At 65.0% G+C, this 24,424-nt stretch carries 22 protein-coding genes; 7 read left to right on the top strand and 15 right to left on the bottom strand.

Going from position 1 to position 24,424, the window contains the following annotated elements; all coding sequences use genetic code 11:
• Positions 1–3 precede the first annotated feature (3 nt).
• The 4 genes from DC363_RS15495 to DC363_RS15480 are packed head-to-tail and all read right to left on the bottom strand — an operon-like array spanning position 4 to position 4,550.
• Positions 4–1,515 carry a sugar ABC transporter ATP-binding protein gene (locus DC363_RS15495; RefSeq protein WP_108642064.1) on the bottom strand — a complete coding sequence of 504 codons (1,512 nt, stop codon included), beginning with the start codon at positions 1,513–1,515 and terminating at the stop codon, positions 4–6.
• Positions 1,512–2,363 carry a sugar phosphate isomerase/epimerase family protein gene (locus tag DC363_RS15490; RefSeq protein ID WP_108642063.1) on the bottom strand — a complete coding sequence of 284 codons (852 nt, stop codon included), beginning with the start codon at positions 2,361–2,363 and terminating at the stop codon, positions 1,512–1,514. The genes DC363_RS15495 and DC363_RS15490 overlap by 4 nt, the downstream gene beginning before the upstream one ends.
• Positions 2,360–3,490 (bottom strand): Gfo/Idh/MocA family protein, encoded by a 1,131-nt coding sequence (locus DC363_RS15485; RefSeq protein ID WP_196778440.1) that lies wholly within the window; start codon positions 3,488–3,490, stop codon positions 2,360–2,362. The genes DC363_RS15490 and DC363_RS15485 overlap by 4 nt, the downstream gene beginning before the upstream one ends.
• 1 nt (position 3,491) lies before the next feature.
• Complete coding sequence (locus tag DC363_RS15480) at positions 3,492–4,550, bottom strand: sugar phosphate isomerase/epimerase family protein (protein ID WP_108642061.1); 1,059 nt, start codon at positions 4,548–4,550, stop codon at positions 3,492–3,494.
• Between the two features lie 172 nt (positions 4,551–4,722).
• Here DC363_RS15480 and DC363_RS15475 point away from each other — a divergent pair, with 172 nt between their 5' ends.
• The 3 genes from DC363_RS15475 (at position 4,723) to DC363_RS15465 (ending at position 9,325) form a co-directional block, all read left to right on the top strand.
• The gene (locus DC363_RS15475) at positions 4,723–5,724 is read left to right on the top strand and encodes a LacI family DNA-binding transcriptional regulator (RefSeq protein ID WP_108642060.1); all 1,002 of its coding nucleotides are present in this window, start codon (positions 4,723–4,725) and stop codon (positions 5,722–5,724) included.
• A gap of 55 nt (positions 5,725–5,779) precedes the next feature.
• Positions 5,780–6,661 (top strand): DMT family transporter, encoded by an 882-nt coding sequence (locus tag DC363_RS15470; RefSeq protein WP_108642059.1) that lies wholly within the window; start codon positions 5,780–5,782, stop codon positions 6,659–6,661.
• A gap of 141 nt (positions 6,662–6,802) precedes the next feature.
• On the top strand, positions 6,803–9,325 hold the full coding sequence (locus DC363_RS15465; protein ID WP_108642058.1) for a membrane-bound PQQ-dependent dehydrogenase, glucose/quinate/shikimate family: 2,523 nt from the start codon (positions 6,803–6,805) through the stop codon (positions 9,323–9,325).
• Positions 9,326–9,397: 72 nt separating this feature from the next.
• Here DC363_RS15465 and yczE read toward each other — a convergent pair whose 3' ends face one another.
• Together yczE and DC363_RS15455 are read right to left on the bottom strand one after the other, a co-directional pair.
• The gene (yczE, locus tag DC363_RS15460; RefSeq protein ID WP_108642057.1) at positions 9,398–10,069 is read right to left on the bottom strand and encodes a membrane protein YczE; all 672 of its coding nucleotides are present in this window, start codon (positions 10,067–10,069) and stop codon (positions 9,398–9,400) included.
• A gap of 63 nt (positions 10,070–10,132) precedes the next feature.
• Complete coding sequence (locus DC363_RS15455; protein ID WP_108642056.1) at positions 10,133–10,714, bottom strand: NADPH-dependent FMN reductase; 582 nt, start codon at positions 10,712–10,714, stop codon at positions 10,133–10,135.
• A 166-nt stretch (positions 10,715–10,880) separates the two neighbouring features.
• Here DC363_RS15455 and hemN point away from each other — a divergent pair, with 166 nt between their 5' ends.
• On the top strand, positions 10,881–12,236 hold the full coding sequence (hemN, locus tag DC363_RS15450; RefSeq protein WP_108642055.1) for an oxygen-independent coproporphyrinogen III oxidase: 1,356 nt from the start codon (positions 10,881–10,883) through the stop codon (positions 12,234–12,236).
• Positions 12,237–12,251: 15 nt separating this feature from the next.
• Here the strand turns inward: hemN and DC363_RS15445 are convergent, their stop codons facing one another.
• Entirely contained in the window at positions 12,252–12,920 is a 669-nt protein-coding gene (locus DC363_RS15445) for an NnrU family protein (protein ID WP_108642054.1), read from the bottom strand.
• Positions 12,917–14,110, bottom strand: coding sequence for an NnrS family protein (locus DC363_RS15440; RefSeq protein WP_108642053.1), 1,194 nt, complete (start codon positions 14,108–14,110; stop codon positions 12,917–12,919). Before DC363_RS15440 ends, DC363_RS15445 begins: the two co-directional genes overlap by 4 nt.
• 147 nt (positions 14,111–14,257) lie before the next feature.
• Here DC363_RS15440 and DC363_RS15435 point away from each other — a divergent pair, with 147 nt between their 5' ends.
• Entirely contained in the window at positions 14,258–14,473 is a 216-nt protein-coding gene (locus tag DC363_RS15435; protein ID WP_108642052.1) for a DUF1858 domain-containing protein, read from the top strand.
• On the opposite strand, the gene DC363_RS15430 is transcribed toward DC363_RS15435, so the two are convergent.
• The 7 genes from DC363_RS15430 to DC363_RS15400 all read right to left on the bottom strand — a co-directional run bounded on the left by DC363_RS15430 (position 14,464) and on the right by DC363_RS15400 (position 22,770).
• Entirely contained in the window at positions 14,464–15,195 is a 732-nt protein-coding gene (locus tag DC363_RS15430; protein ID WP_108642051.1) for a Crp/Fnr family transcriptional regulator, read from the bottom strand. The genes DC363_RS15435 and DC363_RS15430 overlap by 10 nt on opposite strands.
• Before the next feature lie 93 nt (positions 15,196–15,288).
• Entirely contained in the window at positions 15,289–15,726 is a 438-nt protein-coding gene (locus tag DC363_RS15425) for a universal stress protein (protein WP_108642050.1), read from the bottom strand.
• Positions 15,723–18,332, bottom strand: a complete 2,610-nt coding sequence (locus DC363_RS15420; RefSeq protein ID WP_108642049.1) for a TRAP transporter permease — start codon at positions 18,330–18,332, stop codon at positions 15,723–15,725. The genes DC363_RS15425 and DC363_RS15420 overlap by 4 nt, the downstream gene beginning before the upstream one ends.
• A gap of 115 nt (positions 18,333–18,447) precedes the next feature.
• Positions 18,448–19,416 carry a TAXI family TRAP transporter solute-binding subunit gene (locus DC363_RS15415; RefSeq protein ID WP_108642048.1) on the bottom strand — a complete coding sequence of 323 codons (969 nt, stop codon included), beginning with the start codon at positions 19,414–19,416 and terminating at the stop codon, positions 18,448–18,450.
• Between the two features lie 336 nt (positions 19,417–19,752).
• Positions 19,753–20,763 (bottom strand): ABC transporter substrate-binding protein, encoded by a 1,011-nt coding sequence (locus DC363_RS15410; protein ID WP_108642047.1) that lies wholly within the window; start codon positions 20,761–20,763, stop codon positions 19,753–19,755.
• On the bottom strand, positions 20,742–22,112 hold the full coding sequence (locus DC363_RS15405; RefSeq protein ID WP_108642046.1) for a sensor histidine kinase: 1,371 nt from the start codon (positions 22,110–22,112) through the stop codon (positions 20,742–20,744). Before DC363_RS15405 ends, DC363_RS15410 begins: the two co-directional genes overlap by 22 nt.
• Positions 22,102–22,770 carry a response regulator transcription factor gene (locus tag DC363_RS15400; protein WP_108642045.1) on the bottom strand — a complete coding sequence of 223 codons (669 nt, stop codon included), beginning with the start codon at positions 22,768–22,770 and terminating at the stop codon, positions 22,102–22,104. Before DC363_RS15400 ends, DC363_RS15405 begins: the two co-directional genes overlap by 11 nt.
• A 105-nt stretch (positions 22,771–22,875) precedes the next feature.
• On the opposite strand from DC363_RS15400, the gene DC363_RS15395 reads away from it, so the two are divergent.
• Together DC363_RS15395 and DC363_RS15390 are read left to right on the top strand one after the other, a co-directional pair.
• Positions 22,876–23,862, top strand: coding sequence for a Bug family tripartite tricarboxylate transporter substrate binding protein (locus tag DC363_RS15395; protein ID WP_108642044.1), 987 nt, complete (start codon positions 22,876–22,878; stop codon positions 23,860–23,862).
• A gap of 79 nt (positions 23,863–23,941) precedes the next feature.
• The gene (locus DC363_RS15390; RefSeq protein ID WP_108642043.1) at positions 23,942–24,424 is read left to right on the top strand and encodes a tripartite tricarboxylate transporter TctB family protein; all 483 of its coding nucleotides are present in this window, start codon (positions 23,942–23,944) and stop codon (positions 24,422–24,424) included.

Raw genomic sequence — 24,424 nt, 5'->3', positions numbered from 1 at the left:
CGCTCATGCGGCCACCTCTGTTTCGCCGGTCGCGGCGTGCATGATTTGGGGCTCGGTCGCGCCGTGGGGGAATTCGGCGGCGATCTTGCCGTTCTGCATGACAAGGATGCGGTCGGCGGCGCCGATCACCTCAGGCAGGTCAGACGAGATCATCAGGATGCCCGCGCCGTCCCGTGCGAGGTCGCGCATCAGGTGATAGATCCCCGCCTTGGCGTTCACGTCGATGCCCCGCGTGGGTTCGATGAAAATCAACAGGCGCGGCCGCATGGACAGCCAACGCGCCACAATCGCCTTTTGCTGGTTGCCCCCGGACAGGCCGCGGATCTCTTGGTCATAAGAGGCCGCGCGGATTTCCATGGCATCAAGCAGCCCGTCCATCGCGGTCTCGTCCGTGTGCCGGTTGCGCTTGGCGCGGCCCCAAAGCGGCGCGAAGGCGCGCGAGGTGAGCATGCCGTTGTCCCGGACCGATTGCATCAGGACAAGCCCCTCGCTTTTGCGGTCGCCGGGCAACAGGCCGATGCCGCCGCGGATCGCTTCGCGCGGGGTCTTGAAGGCCACCGGCGCGCCATCGAGCGTAACCTCGCCATGGGTAAAGGGCGCGTGACCGAAGAGCGCCATGGCCAGTGCCACACGGCCCGCGCCCTGAATGCCCGCCAACCCGACAATCTCCCCGGCGCGCACGTCAAGGTCGATCCCGTCCAGCCGGTCGTTGCCCGCGCCGCGCACGGTCAGCACCGGCGCGCCGATTTCGGCCTCGGTCGCCGGCGGCGCGTAGAAATCGGCGATGTCGCGGCCCACCATCGCGCGCACGATGGCGTCGGGCGGCGGCAGATCGTCGAACCGCGCCGCGATCTCACCGTCTTTCAACACGGTCACCCGGTCCGCAAGACGGGTGATTTCCCGCATGCGGTGCGAGATGTAGATGATCGCCACCCCTCGCTCGCGCAGGGTGTCGACCGTCTCGAACAGCTCTTCGCATTCGGCTTCGTTGAGCGCGGCGGTCGGCTCGTCCATGACGATCACGCGGGCCCCGGTCGAGACGGCTTTGGCGATCTCGACCACCTGTTGCGTGGCCACATCCAAAGAACCGACGGTCTGATCGGGGTCAATGCGCCCTGCGGCGGCGAAAAGCGCCAGAACATCGCGGGTTTCGCGCCGCATCCGGGCCGTGTCGATCAGCCCGAACCGCCCCCGGGGCTCGCGCCCCAGAAACAGGTTCTGCGCGACCGTGCGTTCCGGCAGCAGGGAAAATTCCTGATAGATCACTGCGATACCGGACTTTAGCGAGTCCACGGGGTGGGTGAAATGCACCGCCTTCCCGTGCATCCGCACCGTGCCCGCGTCCGCGTGATAGACGCCAGAGAGAATTTTGATCAGCGTCGATTTGCCCGCGCCATTCTCGCCCACCAACGCCTGCACCTCGCCCGGGCGCACGTCGAAGCTCACATCGGACAGGGCGCGCACGCCGGGGAAGGATTTGCTGATGCCTTCCATTTCGATCACCGGTTCGGTCATGCTGCGGCCTCCCAAAGGGTGCGGATGGTGTCGTGGGATTCGCGGAACAGCGTCTCGACGTCGGGAAACAACGGCCGCCAGACCCGTGTGGCGGCGGCCAATTCGGGCACGCCCGCGCCGAACGCCTCAACTACAATTGGCCCGTCAAAACCCGTGTCGCGCACGGTTTTCAGGATGCCGGCAAAGTCGATCTGCCCGCGCCCGACCACGCCGCGGTCATTCTCTGAGACGTGCAGAACCCGCATGGCTGCGCCCAGATGCTGGATTGCGGCGTGCTGGTCCTGTTCCTCAATATGGCTGTGGAACGTGTCATACATGATGCCGAAGGCCGGATGATCCACGCGGTCGGCATAGGCGCGGGCCTGTGCGGCGGTGTTGAGGAAATAGGTCTCGAACCGGTTGAGCGGCTCAAGGGCCAAGGTGTAGCCATGCCGCGCCGCGCGCTCGGCCATGGTGCGGTGCGCCTCGGCCCCGCGGGCAAGCTCGTCTTCGGTCGGGCCCTGTCCGGTGAACGCACCGATCGGCGCATGGAACGGGCCGCCCACGGTCTGCGAGCCCAAGGCCTCGGCGCAATCCTGAATCCACGCCAGATGCGCAAGCCCGCGTTGGCGCACATCGGGATCGTCCGACAGCGGGTTCGCGGCGGGATCAGGCACGATCGAAGTTTGCGCCCGGCCCAAACCCAGGTCTGCCAGCCGACGCCCGAGCTGTTCGTAATGCTCTGGCGTGCCGTGCATGACCGGCACCTCGACGTGATCGTATCCGATGTCCGCGATCCGTTCGAGCTGCGGCATGTGGCTGTCGTCGATATGGCCGCCCAGACAGAGCAGATTGATGCCGAGTTTCATGGTGTCACCCAGGCGCTGTCACGGTCCGAGGAGGCCACGCAAGCGGCGATGAACCGCATGCCGTCCAGCCCGTCGTCCAATGTCGGGACCAGCAGATCGGACGGGGCAGGGGCGCCGCTGCGGTGCGCGTGGATCGCCCGCGCCGTGTCGGAATAGAGCGTGGCGAAGGCTTCAAGGTAGCCTTCGGGGTGACCGCCGGGGATGCGGCTGGCATTGGTGTTGCCGCCGGTCGCGCCAGCGCCGTTGCGGGTGAGCATGCGTTTGGGCTCGTTCAGCGGGGTGAACCACAGCACGTTGGGGTCTTCCTGTGACCACTCCAGCCCGCCCTTGTCGCCATAGATCCGCAGTCGAAGCGTGTTCTCGTTGCCCGGGGCCACCTGACTGCACCACAGCATGCCCTTCGCGCCGCCTTTCCAGCGCAGCATCACGTGGGCGTTGTCGTCCAGCGTGCGCCCGCTGCCGAAGGCGTCGAGGTCCGCGGCGAGCCGGTCCAACGTCAGACCGGAGACGAAACAGGCCAGGTTGTAAGCATGGGTTCCGATGTCGCCAATGGCCCCGCCGGCCCCTGACCGTGCCGGATCGATGCGCCACTCGGCCTGTTTGCTGTCCGCCGGGCCGGTCATCCAGTCCTGCGCATATTCGACGTTCACCAGCCGCAGGTGGCCCAGATCGCCGGCGGCAACCATCTCTTTCGCCTGCCGGATCATCGGATAGCCGGTGTAATTGTGCGTCAACATGAACAGCGCGTCCGAGGCGCGTACCGCATCGGACAGTCGTTGGGCGTCTTCCATGGTCGAGGTGAGAGGCTTGTCGCAGATCACGTGAATGCCACGCTCGAGAAAGGCGATGGCGGCGTCGGCGTGGACGTGGTTCGGCGTCACGATAGAAACGGCCTCAATCCCATCGTCGCGCGCGCCTTCGGCTTCGGCCATCTCGTGGAACGACCCGTAGGAGCGTGCCAGCCCCAGCGCATCGGCGCTGGCCTGTGCCTTGGCCGGGGTCGAACTCAGCGCACCCGCAAGGAGGGTATAGTGTCCGTCAAGCCGCGCGGCCATGCGGTGAACACCGCCGATGAAGGCATCGCTGCCGCCGCCCACCATGCCCAATCTGATCGGAGCCTGTGCCATCCTATCGCTCCAATCCAAGCATTTTGCGGTTGGCGGCATCGTCCGCCCCGCCATCTGCGAAATCGTCGAAAGCGCGGTCGGTCACGCGGATGATGTGATCCCGGACGAACTGCGCGCCCTCGCGGGCCCCGTCCTCGGGGTGCTTCATCGCGCATTCCCATTCCACGACGGCCCAACCGTCAAACCCCATGGTCGTGAGCTTCGAGAACACCGCCTTGAAGTCCACTTGACCGTCGCCCAGGCTGCGGAACCGTCCGGCGCGCTGCGCCCAAGGCTGAAAGCCGCCATAGACGCCCTGTTTGCCCGTGGGGTTGAACTCGGCATCCTTGACGTGGAACATGCCGATCCGCTCGGCGTAGTCGTCAAGGTTTGCAATGTAATCAAGGCATTGCAGGACGTAGTGCGAAGGGTCGTAAAGCATTTTGGCGCGCGCGTGCTGGTCCACGCGGTCGAGAAACATCTCGAAGCTCGCCCCGTCGTGCAGGTCCTCGCCCGGGTGGATTTCATAGCAGATGTCGACGCCAGCCTCTTCCGCGTGATCAAGGATCGGACGCCAGCGCGTGGCGAGTTCGTCAAACGCCATCTCGACCAGCCCTTCAGGGCGCTGGGGCCAAGGATAGACATAGGGCCAAGCCAGCGCGCCGGAAAACGCCCCCAGCGCCGAAAGCCCCAGATTGCGCGACGCATCGAGCGCGAGTTTGACCTGACGCACCGCCCACTCCTGCCGTGCCTTGGGGTTGCCGTGCACCGAAGGGGCAGCAAACCCGTCAAAAGCCACATCATAAGCCGGATGCACGGCGACAAGCTGGCCCTGAAGATGGGCGGACAATTCGGTTACCGTGATGCCGTTTTCGGCGGCGCGGCCCTTGAAGCTGTCGCAATAATCGCGCGAGGTGGCGGCGGTCTCAAGATCAAGAAACCGCGCGTCCCAACTGGGCACTTGCACCCCGACATAGCCGCAGTCAGCAGCCCACTTCGTGATCGAGTCCCAATCGTTGAACGGCGTTTCGTCCGACGCGAACTGTGCCAGAAACAGGGCCGGACCCTTGATCGTCTTCATAGAACCTCCCACTCGTGCGCCCCTGCGGACGCCGAAACGCTTGCCGACGTCGCCCGTCCCGCGGTCCCCACCGCGCGGTTCGACACCTTATGAAATCGATTACATCCGATTCGGATCGCGATTGCAATCAAAATGAAATCGATTACAAAGCTGGGCGAACGCAGGAGCCTGAATGTCCAAGCGCATACGGATCAAAGACGTCGCCACATTGGCGGGCGTATCGACAGCCACGGTCAGCCGCGCGCTGTCCACGCCCGAAAGCGTCGGGCCCGCGACCCGTGAAAAGGTCATGGAGGCGGTGAAACAGACCGGCTATCGGATAAACGCCGCCGCCCGCGATCTTCGGCAAAGACGGTCCCGTTCGATCCTGATCCTTGCGCCGAACCTGTCCAACACCTTCTTCAGCCAGATTTTCGCCGCCGTTCAGGACGAGGCAAGCAAGGCCGGGCTGACGGTGCAGATCTCCGACAGCCGGATTGAGGGGGACCGGCTGGTTTCATTAGGGCATGACGGGCGCGCGGACGGGATCATCCTGCTTGACGGGAGCCTGCCTGCCGAGGTGGTGAACGGCTGGCAGGTGCCGCTGGTGCAGGTCAGTGAATGGAATGACGCCTACGATGCGCCCCGTTTGGGGATCGACAACCGCGCGGCAACCCAGCTTGCGGTCGCGCATCTTCTTGACCTCGGGCATCGCGCCATCGCCCATGTGAGCGGCCCGGCCGGCAACGTTCTGGCCGAGACCCGCCGCCGCGCGTTTCTGGATGCAGCGGCCGAGCGGGGCTTCGATCCGCTGGTGTTCGACGCTGATTTCACCCTTGCGGCGGGGGCGCAGGCGGCGCGGGACTGGGCGGCGCTGCACACCCGCCCCACGGCAGTGTTCTGTGCGTCCGATGAATGCGCACTGGGCTTCATGTCGCAATGCGCACATCTGGGGGTCCACGTTCCCCGCGATGTCTCGGTCATGGGCTTCGACGACATTGATTTTGCCGATCATTTTGTGCCATCCCTGACCACGATCCACCAGCCGCGCAACAAGATGGGCCGGGCAGCGACCCGGTATCTAATCGAGCGGATGACCGGGGCCGACAGCGCGCCATCCGCGTTGGACCTCACGGACCCGCCCATCGCGCCGACCCTGATCGAGCGGTCCTCGACCCGCGCTGTGACGGGGTGAGGGTGCGGCTTGCCCGGCGGCGGCCTTTCTGGTTCAACCGGGGGTGGAGGACTTCATGACCGCGCAAACCAATATCGCGACATCGCGTTCCGCCGGTCGGGGCGTCTTGCTCATGTGCATCGGCATCGCTTGTCTGAGCGTCAATGACGCCATCGCCAAGACCCTCACCACCAGCTATGCGCCGGTACAGATCCTGTTTTTGCGCAACGCTATCGCCCTCATCCCCGCGCTTCTGATCGCCTATTTCGCGGGGGGCTGGCCGGCGCTGCAGTCCCGCAAGCCCATGGCGCACCTGCTGCGTGGCGCGGTCTGGACCGGGGCGGCAATTCTGTTTTTCACCGGGCTGCGGTCGCTGGGTCTGGCCGAGGCGACGACGCTGATTTTCGCGGCACCGATTTTCATCATCGCCCTGTCCAGCCTGTTCCTTAAAGAACAGGTGGGCTGGCGCAGGTGGGGCGCGGCCTGCGTGGGGTTTATCGGCGTGCTGGTCGTCGTCCGCCCGGGGGGCGAGGTCTTTCAGGTCGTGGCGCTGTTCCCGGTGGGCACGGCCGCGCTTTACGCGCTGATGATGATCGGCGCGCGCTGGGTTGATCCGGGGGAAAGCGGCTGGACGATGATGCTTTATCTGGTGGGGGCAGGGGCGTTGATCAGCGGCGCGATCAGCCCGTTCTTCTGGACCCCGATCCGCGCCGAAGACATCTGGTTGTTCCTGGGCATCGCGTTTTTCGGCACCGCCGGGATGACCTTGATTACCCAGGCTTTCCGCTTCAGCGCGGCGTCCATCGTGGCGCAGTTCGAATACACCGGCCTTGTCTGGGCTACTTTGCTGGGCTGGTGGATCTGGGGCACGGTGCCGGACGCGACCACGGTGATCGGGGCCGCGATCATCGTATCGAGCGGCCTGTTCATCATCTTCCGCGAGGGGCAGGCGAAGTAGGCCTTGTGCGCCACCGCTGCTAGCCTTGCGCCCGCTGCATATCCCGTCTGTCTAATCCGAAGATCGCCCCACCGGGGTCGCATAACCGGTTCAGGGTGATACACAGGGAAGACATCACGAGTGGCCCTTCAGGAGAATCCCATGCTGCGCATCATACTATCAATTCTAATTCTTGCGCTCGGGGGCGTTCTCGCCGTCGGCGGGGTCGAGCTGATCTCGCTCGGTGGCGCCTGGGGCTATGTGGCGCTGGGCGCGCTGCTGGTCCTCTCGGCGGTGCTGATGTTCGCCCGGCGCAAATCCGGTCTTGCAGTCTATGGCGTGGCCGTGCTGTTCGCGCTGGTCTGGGGCGTGCTTGAGGTTGGCCTTTACTGGTGGGGCCTTGCCCCCCGTGGCGGCTTGCTGGTCCTGCTGGGGCTGGTGTTGTTGTTGCCGCCGATTCCGCGCGGTCTGACCCACGGCACCGAAGGCTTCCGCGGCTACGGGGCCGAGGGCATGGTGCTGGTGGCGAGCATTGCCGTCGCCGCCGTTGTCGCGGTCATCTCGATGGTCACGCAGCCCTATGACACCGCAGGCCGATTGGCGAGCGACCGGGTCGCGACGCCGCCGGTGACCGACGCCGATGTGGCTGATGGGGAATGGGCGTCCTACGGGCGCACCGCCGCCGGGCAGCGCTATTCGCCGCTGGCGCAGATCACGCCCGAGAACATCGCCGATCTGGAAGTCGCCTGGCAATACAACGCCGGGGATGTGCACGTGAATCTGCCAGGCACCGCGCTGCAGACCACGCCGCTGATCGTCGATGACACGATGTATCTGTGCACCCCGAAAAGCGAAGTGATCGCCCTTGATCCGGTCACCGGTGAAGAGCGCTGGCGCTTCTCGCCCACGCTGATCGAACTCACGCCCGCCCTGTCCACCTATGCCACCTGTCGCGGGCTGACCTATCACGACGGCAGCGACCTGGGATGGGAGGTTTCGGACGAACCTGCACCCACTGAGCAAGAGGCCGAAGCGCTGATCCGTGCCAGCATGGAAAGCGCCACCACGCAGGCCGCCGGTGTGGCCCAGAACATCGTCGCGGGCACCGCACAGGAAGGCGACCCGAACCCGATCATTCTTGACCAGGCCCCCGAGACGCCCGAACCCATGCGCGCCGATTGTCTGCGCCGTATCTTCCTGCCGACGCGCGATGCCCGCCTGATCGCGGTCAGCGCCGAGACCGGCACGATCTGCCCGGGCTTTGGCGGCCCGGACGGCACGGTCAACCTCTGGATCGGGATGCCAAACGTCTCGCCCACGGCGTTCTATTCGACCTCGCCCCCAACCATCGCGGGTGACGTTCTGGTCGTCGGCGGGTCGGTCAACGACAACCTGTCCGACGCGCTGCCCTCGGGCGCCGTGCGCGCCTATGACATCCGCACCGGACGGCTGACATGGAACTTCGATCCGGGCAATCCGGACGACACAAGCCCCATCGAGCCGGGCGAAACCTTCACCCAGAACGTGCCCAACAGCTGGGCCCCGGGCAGCTATGACGTTGAACGGGATCTGGTGTTTCTGCCCTTCGGCAGCGGCTCGCCGGACCAGTATGGCGGCGACCGGAGCGAGAATGTCGACCGGTTCACCGCGTCCATCGTGGCGCTCGACGGGGAGACGGGCGCGCTGGAATGGGTGTTCCGGACGGTCAACCACGACATCTGGGACTACGACGTGCCGGCCCAGCCGACGCTTGTGGACCTAACGATTGATGGCGAGACCGTGCCCGCACTGGTGCAGGCCACCAAACAGGGCGAGATTTTCGTGCTGAACCGTGAAACCGGTGAACCTGTGCTGCCGGTGAGCGAGATCGAGGTCTCGCAGAACGCAGTGCCCGGAGAGCGGCCCGCGCCAACGCAGCCGGTGTCCGAAATCTCGTTTGCGCCCCCCCATGTGACGGGTGCGCAGATGTGGGGGTTGACCCCGGTGGACCAGATGATGTGCCGCATCGCCTTCGCAGGGTTGAACTACGAAGGCCGCTACACGCCCCCCAGCCTTGAGGGCACCTTGACCCATCCGGGCAGCTTCGGCGTGTTCAACTGGGGCGGCGTCGCCGTTGACCCGGCGCGACAGGTGGCCTTTGCCATGCCGGTCTATCTGGGCTTCACCTCAACGCTCTACCCGCGCCCCGACACGCTGGATTCCATCGTCTCGGCACCGGGCTATCCCATGGGGAACGAAAACTTCGGCACGCCTTATGCGGCCGTCCTGCGTCCGTTCATGTCGAAGCTGGGTCTGCCCTGCCAGCAGCCGCCGTGGGGCTTTGTGGCCGGGATTGACCTCACCAACGGCGAGACCGTGTATCAGCACGTCAACGGCACGGTTGAGGATATGGCACCGATCCCGCTTCCGCTTGAGACCGGGGTGCCGGGCATCGGCGGGCCGATCGTCACCGGCGGCGGTGTGGCCTTCCTGTCGGGGCAGGTGGACTACTACGTGCGCGGCTATGACCTCTCCAACGGCGAAGTGCTGTGGAAATCCCGCTTGCCTGCGGGCGGACAGTCCACGCCCGCAACCTATCTGGGGCGCGATGGCCGGCAATATGTGGTCGTCGTGGCCGGTGGGCACGGCTACGTAGGCACCAAGCTGGGCGATGCGGTGATCGCTTACCGTTTGCCTGAAGAGTGATCGCGCCACAGCGGTGAGAACCACAAAGGCCGCCGGAGTTGTCCGGCGGCCTTTTTCGTGGGGTAAGCGCGGTCAGTGCCGGGCGCGGCGCTGGCGGTTCCCGACGGCCTGCAGGATCTGCATCCCGATCGCCATGGCCGGGCCGATCCCGATGGCGAAAAGCACCGTGCCAAGCCCCAGCGTGCCCCCCAGCGCCCAGCCGATGACGACGACGGACAGTTCGATCCCCATCCGCACAAGCGCGATGGGTTGCCCCGTCAGGCGCTGCAAGCCGGTCATCAGCCCGTCGCGGGGCCCGGGTCCAAGGTTGGCGACCAGATAGATCGCCCCGCCAAAGCCGGTGACGAAGACCCCGCAAAGCGCCAGCAGCGCGTTGGCGGCATAGGTCTCGAATGTGGGCAGGACCGGCAACATGAACTCCAACACCAGCGCCACGACGATGGCGTTCAGGATCGTGCCCAACCCCGGCGTCTGCTTCAACGGCACCCAAAGCGCCAGCACGGCGGCGCTGATGATGAAGGTCGCGAACCCAAGGCTCCAGCCTGTCACATGGGTCACCCCTTCGGCGAACAGGGTCCAGGGGCTGACCCCGACGCCTGCCGTCACCAGCAGTGCTTCGCCCAGCCCGAAGATCACCAGCCCTAAAATGAGATAGACCACCGAAGCCAGAGGCGGGGTGAGGGTGAAGGCTCGCGGCGAACTCCACGATAGAACGGGAACCGAGGTGACCGACAGAAAGCTCATGGGGAAGGCTCCGGAAGTTTGGGGCGTCCTGCGCCGAAGATGGGCCGGGCCTGTGCGGCGGGCCTAGCCCGCTTCGATCCCGCTGCGCAAAGGTTTCATCACCTCGGCCAGTTTGGCAAGTTCCTTGATCATCCCCGCAAGGCCCAGGTCCATCTTGTCGTTGGTCTCAAGGGCGCCATCCGCGCCGATGGCATTGGCGACAAAGGGCACGGGCACGGTCTGCGGGATCGCATAGGCGCCCACGTTTCCAAGAAGCTGGCGGGCCTCCTGCGCAGAGCGCAGCCCGCCCGAGACACCGCCGTAACAGACCACACCCACGGGCAGGTATTTCCATTCCAGCATCAGGCATTGCACGGCGTTGACGAAGCTGGCGGGCGCGAAATAGTCGTATTCCGGCAGAACGAAAATCGCGGCATCGGCCCCGGCGATCTGCGCGCTCCAGCGTTTTGTGTGCGCGTGTTCGTATTGCTGCTTGGCCGGGTGCTGCGCCTCATCCAGCAACGGCAGCTCCATGTCCGCCAGATCCACCGGTTCGGCGGTGATAACATCCACGTCCCGCGCGACCCGTGCCACCCAGTCTGAAACGGTGGGGCCCACGCGGCCCGGGCGGGTCGAGGTGGTGATGATCTTGAGCGTGTTGGTCATGGCATTTCCTTTTTGAGGGACGGACGTCGTCCGTGGCTTGCAGCAATGGTATCGGGAACCGGGCGAGTTTCAACGGCACGCGGAAAATTCGCAGTTTCGCACGACCGATCCGCGCTTGTTGATCCAGAACAAAGTCGCGGCTTTGCATCCGTGGCACAGGACGGGCATGGAACATATTGAACAGCTCAAGGCGCTTGGCCTCTTCGATGCGCGCGTGCCGCGCTATACTTCATATCCGACCGCTGCGGTGTTCACGCCGCGCGTGGACGGCGCGTTTCAGGACAGGGCGCTGGGCGCGCTTGATCCGCGCGATCCGGTGTCGGTCTATGTGCATATTCCGTTTTGCGAACGGCTGTGCTGGTTTTGCGCCTGTCACACGCAAGGCACGCAGACGCTGGGCCCGGTGGAAAGCTACCTCGAAAGCATTGAGGCAGAGCTTGCGTTGCTCAAAGAGCGTTTGCCGGAGGGCGTGCGCATGGGGCGGCTGCACTGGGGCGGGGGGACGCCGACCATCCTGCCGCCGCCGCTGATCCACCGGCTGGCCGCCGCGATCCGCGCCGTGTTTCCGCCGACGGAGACCTGCGAATTCTCGGTCGAGATCGACCCGACGATGGTGGACCGCGCCAAGATCACCGCCCTTGCGGCCGAAGGCATGAACCGCGCCTCGATCGGGATTCAGGATTTCAACGACGAGGTGCAGCAGGCCATCGGCCGGTTGCAGCCCTTCGACGTCACCCGCGCCTGTGTCGAGGATCTGCGCGCCGCCGGCGTCGCCTCGCTCAACACGGATCTGGTCTACGGGTTGCCGCACCAGACCGAGGCGCGGATCGCCGACACGGTGGAAAAGGTGCTGACCTTCGCACCCGACCGCGTGGCGCTCTTCGGTTATGCCCATGTGCCATGGGCGTCCAAACGGCAGAAGCTGATCGATGAGGCGGCCCTGCCAGGCGATCTGGCGCGCTACCGGCTGGCGGAGCTGGCCGCCGGCATGTTCGGCGCGGCGGGTCTGGACCGGATCGGGATCGACCATTTCGCACGCCCCGGCGATGATCTTGCGCAGGCTGCGGCCTCGGGCACGCTGCGGCGCAATTTTCAGGGCTATACGGTGGACAGCTGCGCGACGCTGATCGGCATCGGCGCCTCGTCGATCTCGCGCTATCCGGAAGGCTACGTGCAGAATGCCACCGCGACGGCGGCCTATAAGCAGCGCATCGCGGCTGGCACCTTGGCCGGCGCCCGGGGCTATGCGCTGGCTGAGGAGGACAAGCTGCGCGCGCGGGCGATTGAATGCCTGATGTGCGACTTCGGTCTCGATCTTGCGGTTTTAGAGGCCGAGATGGGCCCGCAGGCCCGCAGCCTTGCGCCGGAGCTTGCGAAGATGGCCGAGGCCTTCGCACCCTTCGTGACCTTCGACGGCACCCAGGTCCGCATCGCACCGAAGGGGCAGGCGCTCACCCGGTTAATCGCCGCGACGCTGGACCAGCATGTGCCTGACGGGGTGCGATACTCTCGCGCGTCCTGACGAAGGGTGGCGGCGCTAGAGCGCCGCTACCCCGATCACGATGGGGTGCAGCGCCAGCAGCGCGACAAAGGCCGCCAGCCCCGCCAGCAGGCGCAACGCGGCCCCGGCCCAGCTTTGCGGCGCGGGGAAGAGTGGGGCGGCTTGGGTTGCGTGCAGCAGTGCTTGCCACCTGTCCGGACCCAGCACGCGCTGTTTGCGCCGGTCGATCACCTTGCGCCCCAGCACCGCGAAACCGCCCAGCACGCCGAACAGGATCACATGGGCCAGATCGCCGTTCACCGCCAGATGCACCCCCGCCCAGAGCGCCAGCGCCACCAGCACCGGATGGCGGAGGTGGCGCAGGATACCGGGGTGCGCGGGGTCGAAGCGGTCATTTCGCGCGCCCCCGAACGAGAACGGGTTCGGCCGCCCCAAAGAGGCCGCGAGGATCAGGCAGGCCGCCAGCATGCCCAGATGCGCAAGGTGCCGTTGCCACATCATCTGCGGCCAGAGCGAGACCGCAGGCGCGCGACCGGCGGCCCAGATCAGCAGCGCCAGCATGGCCAGCGACAGCAGCGAGTAGCCAATCGTGAAGGTGCGGGGTCCGAGCCACGCGGTCAGGCGGGATTTGACCGCGGGGCGCACGGGGATCGAATGGGTCAGGAAGAACGCGGCGAATACGCCGCCGAAGCCGAGCCAGCTCATAGGGTTTTCCTTTGTTTTGGCCGCATCAAGAGCGGCCCGTATATCATTGTAAAGACTACGAAAGCCGCGATCCACAGCAGCCCCGACAAGGTCAGAAGCGCGGGCAGGCCGCCTGCAAGCAGCCGCAGCACCACCGAGCCGAAGAGGCACAGGTAAAGCCCCACGGTCGCGGCATTCGCGTGCAGGGTCTGGCCGGTGTGGCCCAGCGTCGCCCGCGTCATCACCGCCAGCGTCATCGCCCCCAGAGCGCCAGCCATCCAGACGTGCTGCGCCGCAGCCGCGCCCAAGCCGCCGAAGGCCGCCTCGAACGCCAGAGCGAAGGCGCCCAGGGGGACCATCAGGTAGGACAGATGCAGCACCCAGACCAACGCTTCGCCCCCCGTGTGCTGGCCCTGCCAGCGCAGCAGACGCGCCAGATGCAGAAGCCCGAACACCGCCAGCCCCGCCGCCGTGACCGCCGCCGCGGGCGCAGAGACCCAAAGCCCCAAGATCGGAACGCTCGCGATCAGGCAGGCCTTGTCAAAGCGCTGCATGGGCGGCTCGGGTCGGGCGGCATGACCCTGGCCGGCCAGCCAATTGCGCGTGAACGACGGGATGATGCGCCCGCCGATGACCGCGATCATCATCACCACCGTCGCGACCCCAAGGCGCAGCCCGTAACCCTGGGCGGCAAAATCGCCCCTTGCGGCTTCGATGTGGAACATCAGATTGGCCAGCGCGAAGACCGCCAGCAGCGCCAGCACCACAAGGTTGCGCCAGTTCTTGCCGGCGACGATCTCTCGCAGGATCATCAGCCCCAGCACCACCGGAAAGGCCACGCCGATCAACGGGGTGAGCCCCGCGGGCAGCAGGGCCGACGTGAGCACCGCCACGCGCCCGGCCACCCAAAGGCCGAAAAGGGCGGCCAGCCGCCAGCCAACCATGGGCAGGCGGCCCGTCCAGTTCGGCACGGCGGTCAGAAGGAAGCCCGCGATCACCGCGCCAAGGTAGCCAAACAGGAAGGCATGGGCGTGCCATGAGATCGGGTCAAGCCGCGTGGGCAGTTCGATCACACCGGCAAGGGCGGCAAGCCAGAGAAGCATCGCCAGCGCCATCCAAAGCGCGCCGAAAAGGAAGAACGGACGGAAGCCGAAACTGAACAGCGCGGGCCCCGTCCAGGCGCGCATCTGTTCTGCGGAAGTTTGTGCCATGGGAACACGTCTTTCTGAAACCGGCAGGATCTGCCGCGTGGATCTTGATGTGCCCGATCTAGGGCATCCGACCGCGTCGAAGTTTGATCTGGCACAAAGTCCGCGACACTTGCCGCCCTAGGATCGCAAGGAGGAGGACCAAACACCATGGGCAAGCCACGACTGGATGATCCCGATCTGCCACTGGCGGACATGATGACGCTCTGGCCGGACACGGTCGAGGTCTTCATGCGCCACAAGATGCTGTGTGTGGGCTGTCTGGTGAGCCCCTTCCATACCATCGTTGATGCCTGCGCCGAATACGATCTGGACGAGGACAGCTTCCTGTCGGAGCTCACGGCGGCGGTGACGGGTCAGGTCTGACCGATCACCACCAGCGCATGGGGGTCGGTCACCGTGATCCGCTTGCGCTTGCTTTGCACCAGCCCCTGTTTTTCCCATTTGCTGAGCAGACGGCTGACCGTGTGCAGGGTGGTCGCGGTCAGCTCGGACAGGTCCTGCCGGGTCATCGGAAAGTCGATCTCGATCCCGTCGTCGACCTTGCGGCCGGTCTGGTTGATCAGACGCAAAAGCGCATTGGCGACCCGTTGTTCCACCTGCTGCGTCGCCATTTCCACCATGCGGTTGTTCATCTCGCCCACGCGCTGGCCGACGGTCTTGTTGCTGGCGGTGGAAAACCCGTCGTAGGTTTCCACGAAACTGTCCCACAATCGCATGGGCCAGCTCAGCGCAATCGAATCCGTGGCGGCGATGGCCGAGGCGGGATAGGTGTCGCGGCCAAGCGCCTTGGCGATGCCCAGAAGCTGCCCCGCGGGGATGTGCAGCGCGGTGACCTGTTCGCCCGTGGGGGTGATGCGCACCACGCGCACGTAGCCGTCCAGCAACATGAAGAACCGGTCGGCGGGCGCGCCTTCGTCGAACAGGGCCGTGCCAGCGGCATAACGGCGCGAGACCGCATGATCGAGGATCGCGCGGATCTGCGCCTTATCGAGCTTCTCGAAGGGCGCCATGTGCGTCAGCAGGCTTTCATCAAGTCGGGGCAGGGTCCGGCGGGACGCGGGCTTGCGGGAGGCGGCGGTGTTCATGGCCGCAGAATGGCACAGTCCTGCGCGCCCTGCCACCGTGAAGCGTCGGTTCCCCCCTGCGGCACGGTGACAGGCAGGCCCTGCCGGCGGCGGTCAGTCCGCGCGGACGACATAGACCGAACAGGTCGCATGGCGCACCACCCGCGCGGCGTTCGGGCCAAGCAGGTAGTCCTTGAAGTCGGGCCGTTGGGCGCCGATCACGATCAGGTCCGCCTGCGACACCTTGGCGGCGTGCAGCACCTCTTCATAGGCTTTGCCCACGGCCACCACATGGCGCACCTTCTTGCTGTGGTCCGGCCCGAGCACGTTGCTCACCAGCTTTTCAAGCGCTTCACTCGCGCTGTCCTTGGCGGCCTTCACCTGATGGTCCTTGAAATAGACCCCGACGACGCCGGACCCGAAGTCGGGCATAACCGTGATCACGTCAAGCTGCGCGTCGTCCAGATCGGCCAGCCGTTTGGCCGCTTCCAGCACGTGCGCCTCTTCCTTGGGGCGGTTGATGTCGATGGCACAAAGGATCGTCTGGGTCATGCGGGCTCTCCTTGCAGGTCTGGTTCCGCGCGGCGGTGTTGCAAAAACGCGATCAGGCCAAGCAGCAGCAGCGCCGGGATGAAGATCAGCTCTTTCGGGAGCTGGTCCGCCGTGGCCTGCACGCTGGCGATCTGCACCGGTTCGTCGCCGTAGAAGTCGAAGGACGACAGGGCGTCGCCCAGCTCGGTTCCGAACATCGGCTCATCCAGCCGCTGCACGCCGTCCTCATCGTAGATGATGAAGCCCAGCGTATCGAGGCGGGCCTGCGCGTCGGCGCCCTCGGGCACGGTGACGGGCACTGTGACCTCTTTGACCTCAAGCGTGTCGAAGTCGGGGCCGGAGATGACCAGTCGCAACTGGTTGCCGGGCTGCGCTTCCCCCACGGCTTGGGCGAAGGCGGCCGGTTCGACGTTCTCGAACGGGGGCTGGATCTGGTTCATGAAGAACCCCGGCCGGAACAGCGCGAAGGCGATGAGCAGCATCGCCACGGTTTCCCAGATGCGGTTCTTGGTCAGGAACCAGTTCATCGTCGCGGCCGTGAACACCAGAATACCGATGGTCGCCACAATGAAGACGATGATGCCTTGGGTCCATGTCACGTCGATCAGCAACAGGTCGGTGTTGAAGATGAACACGAAGGGCAGGGCGACGGTCCGCAGCGAGTAGAAGAAGGCGGTAAAGCCTGTGCGGATTGCATCGCCACCCGATACGGCGGCAGCGGCGAAACTGGCGAGCCCCACGGGCGGTGTCACATCGGCCATGATGCCGAAGTAGAACACGAACAGGTGCACCGCGATCAGCGGCACGATCAGCCCGTTCTGCGCGCCGAGTTCGACCACGACGCCGACCATCAGCGACGACACGACGATGTAGTTCGCCGTGGTCGGCAGGCCCATGCCAAGGATCAGCGACAGGATCGCCACGAAGATCAGCATCAGGATCAGGTTGCCCCCCGAGAGGAACTCGACGAAGTCCGCCATCACCTGACCGATGCCGGTGAGCGACACGGTGCCGACGATGATGCCGGCGGTGGCTGTGGCCAGACCGATGCCGATCATGTTGCGCGCCCCGTCGATCATGCCGCCCACAAGGTCGAGAACCCCGTCCTTGAGCCGCGCGCCGAAGTTGCCCTCTCCCCGGAACAGCGCTTTCAGCGGTTTCTGCGTCAGCAGGATGAAGAACAAAAGGAAGGTCGCCCAAAAGGCCGACAGGCCCGGCGACTTGCGCTCAATCATCAGGAAATAGACCAAAACCACGATGGGCAGCAGGTAATAAAGCCCGGTTTTGTAGATCACCGCCACGTCGGGCAGTTCCACGACTTCGGCGTTGGGATCGTCGGGCTCAAGATCGGGGCCTTGAGCCGCGAGATAGACGAGGCCGAGATAGATCACCCCCAGCAGCGCCGACAGGATCCAACCCGCGCCCTCGGGGAACAGGGACACGATCCAGCCCACGGGATATTGCGTGGCATAGCACAGCAGCGCGAAACCGGCGAAAAAGCCGAACATGCCCAGCACGGTGTTGAACAGGTTCACCACCTTATTGCCGATGGTCGGCATTCTGTTCTTCACCGCTTCAAGGTGAACGATATAGACCAGCGCGATATAGCTGATGACCGCGGGCAGGAAGGCATGGGTGATCACCTCGACATAGGAAATGCCGACGTATTCGACCATCAGGAAGGCCGCGGCCCCCATGACCGGGGGCATGATCTGGCCGTTCACCGAAGAGGCGACCTCGACCGAGCCTGCCTTTTCTGCCGAGAACCCGACCCGTTTCATCAGCGGAATGGTGAAGGTCCCGGTGGTGACCACGTTGGCGATGGACGAGCCCGAGATCAGACCGGTAGCGGCCGATCCGACAACGGCGGCTTTCGCCGGACCGCCGCGCAGGTGACCAAGCGCGCCGAAGGCCATCTTGATGAAGTAATTGCCCGCGCCCGCCTTATCTAGCAGCGCGCCGAAGAGCACGAACAGGAACACGAACTTGGTCGAGACCCCCAGCGCGATGCCGAAGACCCCTTCCGAGGTGATCCACATATGGCTCATCGCCTTGCGCAGACTGGCGCCCGCCCAACGGATCTGGTCGGGCACATAGTCCGAGGCGCCGAAGAAGACGTAGGCGAGGAACACCACGGCGAGGATCACCATCACCGGGCCCAGCACCCGGTAGGAGGCAATGAACAGGATGATCAGGCCCGCGAGTGCGAAATAGGCGTCTTGCGTGTCGGCCAGACCGCCGTTCTGCACGATCTTGTCGTAGAAGAAATAGCCATACAGCGCGAGGAAGGCGCCGGCGAGACCGAGCGCCCAGTCATACCACGGGATGTAGCTGCGCGGGCTGTGTTTGAAGAGGGGATAGGCCATCGCGGCCAGAAACATCGCAAAGGCCAGATGGATCTGGCGCGAGTTGTTGATCGCATCGGCGGGCAGGATGTAGGGCGCCACCGGTGAGGCGAGAAGCACCTGAAAGATCGACCAGATCAGCGCCACGGCGGCAATAAAAAGGCCCACGGCCCCGGTCGGGCTGCGGGCTCCGCTGTCGCTGGCCGCAACGAGGTCCTGTAGTTCCTGCTCGCTCAGAGCGCGGCTTTCGGATTGTGACATCTGTCCCCCTTTTTGCCGGTGGGCCGGCGCATCTTTTCAGATTTGTCCGGTTGTCCCCAACAACCGGTGCGCCGGGGGCAGCGCGCCGCCCCCGACAGTGGTGCAGGCGGACCGTTTACTCGATCCAGCCCTGCTCACGGTAGTACTTTTCGGCACCGGGGTGCAGCGGCGCGGACAGACCTGCGGTGGCCATTTCCTCGGGCTTGAGGTTGGCGAAGGCAGGGTGCAGGCCGGTGAAGTCGTCGAAGTTCTCGAAGACCGAGGAGACCAGCGTGTAGACCACGTCTTCGGATACATCCGCCGAGGTCACGAAGGTCGCACCGACGCCGAAGGTCTGCACGTCTTCATCGTTGCCGCGATACATGCCGCCGGGGATGGTGGCGGTGCGGTAGAAGGAGTTCTCTTCAACCAGACCATCGACCACATCGCCGGAGACGTTCACCAGCACCGAGTCGCAAGCCGTCGTGGCTTCTTGGATCGACCCCGAGGGGTGGCCCACGGTGTAGACCATCGCATCGATCTGGTTGTCGCACAGCGCTGCGGACTGCTCGGCGGCCTTCAACTCGGTTGCGAGGGCGAAATCGTCAGTCGTCCAGCCCAGGGCTTCCATCAGCACTTCCATCGTGCCGCGCTGGCCGGAACCGGGGTTGCCGATGTTCACGCGCTTGCCTTCAAGGTCCTCGATGCTCTGGATGCCGCTGTCGGCACGGGCGACGACGGTGAAGGGCTCGGGGTGGACCGAGAACACGGCCCGCAGACCTTCGAACGCACCGTCTTCCTCAAAGCGCGAGGTGCCGTTGTAGGCGTGGTACTGCCAGTCGGACTGCGCGACGCCGAACTCAAGCTCGCCTTCGCGGATCGTGTTGATGTTGTAGACCGAACCACCGGTGGATTCGACCGAGCAGCGCACGCCATGGTCGCGGCGGCCCTTGTTGACCAGACGACAAATCGCGCCGCCGGTGGGGTAGTAAACGCCGGTCACGCCGCCGGTGCCGATGGTGATGAATTCCTCGGCCATGGCGGCCGGGGCCATCAGTGCGGTGGTGGCCGCAGCGACTGCCGTAAACTTCAATTTCGCGAACATAGGACTCTCCTTGTTGTATGTTCCAGACGTATCACGGACCGGGATGACATCCGCGGTCCGTCATTTTTCCCCGTGGGACGCAGCATGGAAGGCATCAGGCCGCCCGATATCATCAGGCGGTTCCGGCCATGCAGCGAAGCGCCCTGCAGCATGCAGCCGTGCGCAGTTCGTGGCGTTATTCGCTGTCTGACAATCCTCCGTCATGCATTACCCCCAGGAAACACACCTGCGACATTCTGGCCTGCGTGCCGGGTTGTCAACCGTGCAAGCGTTTGGTTCGCCCAAGAAAAATCCCCCAAAGGCGGCTGGGCGGCGTGTTTCGCGCACCGGGCAAGCCTAATCCTGCTGCACGATCGCGTTCTCCCATTCCTGAATGAACATCTGCCGTTTCATGCGATCAAGATAGGTCATCAAGGCCGGATCGAGCGAGATCGAGGTGCCGCCCGTGGCATCATTGGACGTGGCCAGCGGGGGCAGGGGAAAGCCCGCGTCGCCGCCGCCGGCCTGCATCTGGATCAGGTGGCGCAGGAAGGCTTTGGCGACCTCGGGCTGTGGCGCCGCGCGCGAGATAAGCGCCGTGCGCATCATCGCGGTGGGAAACTCGGACGGCAGGATCACCGTCAGCGCCCCAGCCTCGGTCGCGCGGGCCTCGGCATAGCTGCCCAACACGTTGTAGGCCACCGCAAGCCGCCCCGTGGCCAGATCGTCGATCATCTCGCCCGAGCAGCAATAGAGCCGCGCATCAAGCCGGCCCATAACCTCCATCAGCCGCCAGAACGTCTCGGACGAGCGGGCGTCCTGTGTGGCGAACAAATAGCCCAGACCGGAGTCGCGCACGTCATAGGTGCCGACCTTTCCGGTGAAGCGCTCGGGGTTGGCGCGCAGCACCTCGATCAGGTCCTGCCGCGAACGGGGCAAGGGCAGATCGGCGAAAAGCTCCTTGTTGACGACGATGGCCGCAGGTTCGGTGGTGAAGCCGAAAAGGCGTTTGTGCCATTGCGCGCGGTCGGGATGCTCGGGCATGTCCAGCGGTGCGGCAAAGCCGTCGTTGGCCAGCTTGAGTTGCAGGTCCATGGCGCTTGAGATCACCACGTCATAGGCTGCGGGCGCATCGCGGAACCGCGCGTCAAGATCGGCGGTGCCGGTGACAAGGTATTCCACGGCGACCCCGGGCTGGCGTGCGACGAAGGCGGCGATGATCGGCGCAAAGAACGAGGTGTCGGTGCTCGACAGGATGCGCAGCGGGGCCGATGCCTCGGTGTCGCCGAAGGTCTGGTGATCCTCCCACTCTGCCGCGGCCAGCAGCGCGGGCCACAGCGCGACGATCAGAACTGCAAGGTAACGCATGCGCCGCCCTCCGCTGTGTTGCTCAGGGTCATCGTCGCGCCATGGGCCAGCACGACCGCCTGCACGATGGTCAGACCCAGACCAGAGCCGATGGTGTGGCCCATGGCCTTGCCGCGCACAAACCGCGTGGCAAGGGTGTCGATCTCGGCCGCGTCAAAGCCCGGGCCTTCGTCGATCACGGTCACGACGGGCCCCGCGCCCTCAGAACGCACCGCCACTTCGACCCGGGTTTCCGCCGGCGCGTATTTCAGCGCGTTGTCGATCAGGTTGCGAAGGGCGTTCTGCAACAGGATCGCATCCCCGTGCAGGACGGCCGGACCCTCCGCGCGCAGCGACAGGGTGATGTCCTTCATGTCGGCCACCGGACGCATCCGGTCCACAAGATCGCGCAAGAGCTCGCTCAGTTCCAGATCCTCACGGGTCAGCGTGTCGGCCCGGAAGGTCACCATCGCATGATCCAGAAGCTGGCTGGCCGCGCGGCTGCTTTCGTCGATGGCGCGGATCATCGCGTGCAGCGCCTTGCGGTTGTCGGGATTGTCCACCCGCTGCAGCGTGGTCTCCGCATAGGCGCGCACGGTGGCGAGCGGCGTGCGCACCCGGTGCGCAGCTTCGGCCAGAAACTCTTCCGACCGGGTCAGGGCGTGATCCAGCCGCCCCATCAGCGTGTTCAGCGATGCGACCAGCGGCCCCATTTCCGACGGCACGGGCTGGGCGACCGGGCGCAAGTCCTGCGGGCCGCGCCGCGTGACCGAGGTCGTCAACCGGCGCAACTGGCGGCTTGTTGTGGCCGCCGCCCAGAGCGCCAGCGCCGTGGACAAGGCGAAAAAGCCGATGCCGAACAGCGCCACCCGCCGCGAGATCGCGTTCAAGGTCTCGGACAGCGCGTCCTGCGTCTGTGCGACGCTCACGGTGACGGTGGTTTGCCCCTGGGCGCCGATCAGGGTCCGCGCATCGGTGGCCATGCGCACAGGCTCGCCCCCGTGATCGGTGGTGCGGAACCGGGGCAGGCTGTCTTGCGACGCGCCCGGCGCAGGCAGACTGTCATAGCCGGACAGCAGCCTGTCGTCGGCGTGGATGGCATAGAACACGCGGTCGTCAGCCGAGGTTCCCAACATCGACAGGGACGCATAGGGAAAGTCGAGCAGCACCTCACCGTCGCGCAGCACCGCCGTATCGAGGATCGAGGTCACGGAGGCGTTCAGGATGCTGTCCTGCCCCTGTTGCGCGATCTGCGCGGCGAAGGTCCGCACCGCCAGATACAGGATCACCGCCAGCACCGCCGCCCCGCCGGTCAGGATCAACCCCAGCCTGCGGCGCAGCGATCCATGGACATGGACCTCAGCGGTCATGGTCCAGCCTGTAGCCCAGCCCGCGCAAGGTGGTGATCTGCACCGCCGAGCCCTCAAGATGTTTGCGCAGCCGGGCGATATAGACCTCGATCGCGTTCTCCGAGACGTCGTCGTCATAGGAAAACAGCCGGTCCACAAGTTTCTGCTTCGAAAACACCTGCCCCCGCGCGGTCATCAGCAATTCGAGCAGGCGCAGCTCGCGGTTGCGCAGTGTGATGACGGCACCGCCGACCTTCAGAACGCCGCCGACGCTGTCAAACTCCACATCCCCCAGCCGCAGCGTGCTGTGCGCGGCGCCTGCGTTGCGGCGCAGCACCGCGCGGCAGCGGGCCTGCAACTCGGCGTGATCGAAAGGCTTGGTCAGATAGTCATCGGCCCCCAGATCCAGCAGGCTGATTCTGTCCGAGACCTGCGAGCGTGCGGTCAGAACAATGACCGGCGTGGTGTTCGCGGTGGCTCGATGCTGGCGCAGAAAGCTGCGCCCATCGCCGTCGGGCAACATGATGTCCAGCAGGATGAGATCGTATTCGTTGGTCTGGACAAAGGCCACCGCTTCATCGATTCGTGCAGCGTGATCAACGGTATGTCCGTCGAACTTGATGCGGGCGGCGATGGCGTCGGCCAAATCGACGTTGTCTTCGACCAACAGATATTTCACATCCCGTCCCCCATCTTTGCCCCCGTGACAGGTTAATGTCAGGTTGCCGTGCTTGTCTGTGTTCACCAAGCCGTGATGCAAACGGCTACCAAAAGGGAGAATACGATGACAACGATGAAACTGGGCCGACGGGCCCTGATTGCGACGGCTGTGGCAACGCTGGGTCTGGGCACACCGGCCTTCGCAGAGGGCCATCAGGTCGTGGACAGCATCCACTTTCTGATCCCCGGCGGCGCTGGCGGCGGCTGGGACGGCACCGCGCGCGGCGTGGGCGAGGCTTTGACGGAATCCGGGCTTGTGGGCTCGGCCTCTTACGAGAATATGTCCGGTGGGGGCAGCGGCACGGCGATCGGCTATCTGATCGAGAACGCGGACAGCAACCACGGCACCTTGATGGTCAACTCGACCCCCATCGTGATCCGCTCGCTCACCGGGGTGTTCCCACACAACTTCCGCGATCTGACGCTCGTCTCGGGCGTGATCGGCGACTATGCAGCACTGGTGGTGCCAGCCGACAGCGACGTCGACACCATGGAAGAGTTCCTTGCGGTCTATGACGAAGACCCGGCGGGCACGCCCATCGGCGGCGGCTCGGTCCCCGGCGGGATGGACCACCTTGTTGCCGCGATGGTGATGGAAGCCTCGGGGCGCGATGCACTCGACGTGAACTACATCGCCTATGACGCGGGCGGCACGGCCATGGCGGCACTCTTGTCCGGTGAGATCAAGGCGCTTTCCACCGGGCTGTCGGAAGCGGTCGATCTGGCCAATCAGGGCGAGGTGAAGATCATCGGCATCACCGCTGAAGAGCGCGTGGACGCCGCCCCCGAAGCACAGACCATGATGGAGCAGGGCATCGACACCTCTTTCGTCAACTGGCGCGGCTTCTTCGGTGCGCCGGGCCTGCCCGACGACAAGATTGCCACCTATCAGGACGCACTGGCCAAGATGTATGAGACCGAGGAGTGGGAAGAGGTCCGCGCCCGCAACGGCTGGGTCAACATCCACAACTCAGGCGATGATTTCCTGACGTTCCTGGAAGAGCAGGAACAGACCATCGGCGATCTGATGCGCAAGCTGGGCTTCCTCTAGGCCCCCGCCATGACACAAGGGCGGAGCGGCCAACCGCTCCGCCTGATTTTTTCACATCTGCCTTGGGGAGGGGCAAAGAATGACGCTGGATCGCTGGATCGCATTGATATTGCTGGGGGTCTGTCTGGCCTATGGCTACACCGCCTGGTTCATGATGGACGCAACCCTTGCCCCCTTCATGCGCCGCAATCCGATCTGGCCCAGCACCTTTCCCAAGGTCCTGTCGGTTCTGGGCATCCTCGCCTCGCTCGCCATTCTGCTGGGGCTCGAGAAGGGCGAGCAGACCGTGGGCGACATCGATCACCGAAAACTGGGGCAGTATTTCTACGGCCAGGCGCTGCTGCTGCTGGGGCTGATGGTGGTTTATGCGCTCTGCCTGCGGCCCGTGGGTTTCATGATCTCGACGGCCTCGTTCCTTGTCATCGGCGGCGTCATCCTCGGAGAGCGCAAGTGGTACATCATGGTGCCCGTTGCCCTGATCGCGACCTTTGCCGTCTGGTATCTCGTGGAAGAGGTGCTGGGCATTTTCCTGCGGCCCTGGCCCCTTGCGTTGGTGAACTGA

The sequence above is a fragment of the Thalassorhabdomicrobium marinisediminis genome, assembly GCF_003072065.1.
GTDB classification, from domain to species: Bacteria; Pseudomonadota; Alphaproteobacteria; order Rhodobacterales; family Rhodobacteraceae; genus Octadecabacter; species Octadecabacter marinisediminis.
This window is presented reverse-complemented; position numbering and strand designations above follow the sequence as displayed.

Coding starts and splice junctions, on each gene's coding strand:
- DC363_RS15495 (WP_108642064.1), bottom strand. CDS start 1,515: ATGACCGAACCGGTGATCGAAATGGAAGGCATCAGCAAATCCTTCCCC.
- DC363_RS15490 (WP_108642063.1), bottom strand. CDS start 2,363: ATGAAACTCGGCATCAATCTGCTCTGTCTGGGCGGCCATATCGACGAC.
- DC363_RS15485 (WP_196778440.1), bottom strand. CDS start 3,490: ATGGCACAGGCTCCGATCAGATTGGGCATGGTGGGCGGCGGCAGCGAT.
- DC363_RS15480 (WP_108642061.1), bottom strand. CDS start 4,550: ATGAAGACGATCAAGGGTCCGGCCCTGTTTCTGGCACAGTTCGCGTCG.
- DC363_RS15475 (WP_108642060.1), top strand. CDS start 4,723: ATGTCCAAGCGCATACGGATCAAAGACGTCGCCACATTGGCGGGCGTA.
- DC363_RS15470 (WP_108642059.1), top strand. CDS start 5,780: ATGACCGCGCAAACCAATATCGCGACATCGCGTTCCGCCGGTCGGGGC.
- DC363_RS15465 (WP_108642058.1), top strand. CDS start 6,803: ATGCTGCGCATCATACTATCAATTCTAATTCTTGCGCTCGGGGGCGTT.
- yczE (WP_108642057.1), bottom strand. CDS start 10,069: ATGAGCTTTCTGTCGGTCACCTCGGTTCCCGTTCTATCGTGGAGTTCG.
- DC363_RS15455 (WP_108642056.1), bottom strand. CDS start 10,714: ATGACCAACACGCTCAAGATCATCACCACCTCGACCCGCCCGGGCCGC.
- hemN (WP_108642055.1), top strand. CDS start 10,881: ATGGAACATATTGAACAGCTCAAGGCGCTTGGCCTCTTCGATGCGCGC.
- DC363_RS15445 (WP_108642054.1), bottom strand. CDS start 12,920: ATGAGCTGGCTCGGCTTCGGCGGCGTATTCGCCGCGTTCTTCCTGACC.
- DC363_RS15440 (WP_108642053.1), bottom strand. CDS start 14,110: ATGGCACAAACTTCCGCAGAACAGATGCGCGCCTGGACGGGGCCCGCG.
- DC363_RS15435 (WP_108642052.1), top strand. CDS start 14,258: ATGGGCAAGCCACGACTGGATGATCCCGATCTGCCACTGGCGGACATG.
- DC363_RS15430 (WP_108642051.1), bottom strand. CDS start 15,195: ATGAACACCGCCGCCTCCCGCAAGCCCGCGTCCCGCCGGACCCTGCCC.
- DC363_RS15425 (WP_108642050.1), bottom strand. CDS start 15,726: ATGACCCAGACGATCCTTTGTGCCATCGACATCAACCGCCCCAAGGAA.
- DC363_RS15420 (WP_108642049.1), bottom strand. CDS start 18,332: ATGTCACAATCCGAAAGCCGCGCTCTGAGCGAGCAGGAACTACAGGAC.
- DC363_RS15415 (WP_108642048.1), bottom strand. CDS start 19,416: ATGTTCGCGAAATTGAAGTTTACGGCAGTCGCTGCGGCCACCACCGCA.
- DC363_RS15410 (WP_108642047.1), bottom strand. CDS start 20,763: ATGCGTTACCTTGCAGTTCTGATCGTCGCGCTGTGGCCCGCGCTGCTG.
- DC363_RS15405 (WP_108642046.1), bottom strand. CDS start 22,112: ATGACCGCTGAGGTCCATGTCCATGGATCGCTGCGCCGCAGGCTGGGG.
- DC363_RS15395 (WP_108642044.1), top strand. CDS start 22,876: ATGACAACGATGAAACTGGGCCGACGGGCCCTGATTGCGACGGCTGTG.
- DC363_RS15390 (WP_108642043.1), top strand. CDS start 23,942: ATGACGCTGGATCGCTGGATCGCATTGATATTGCTGGGGGTCTGTCTG.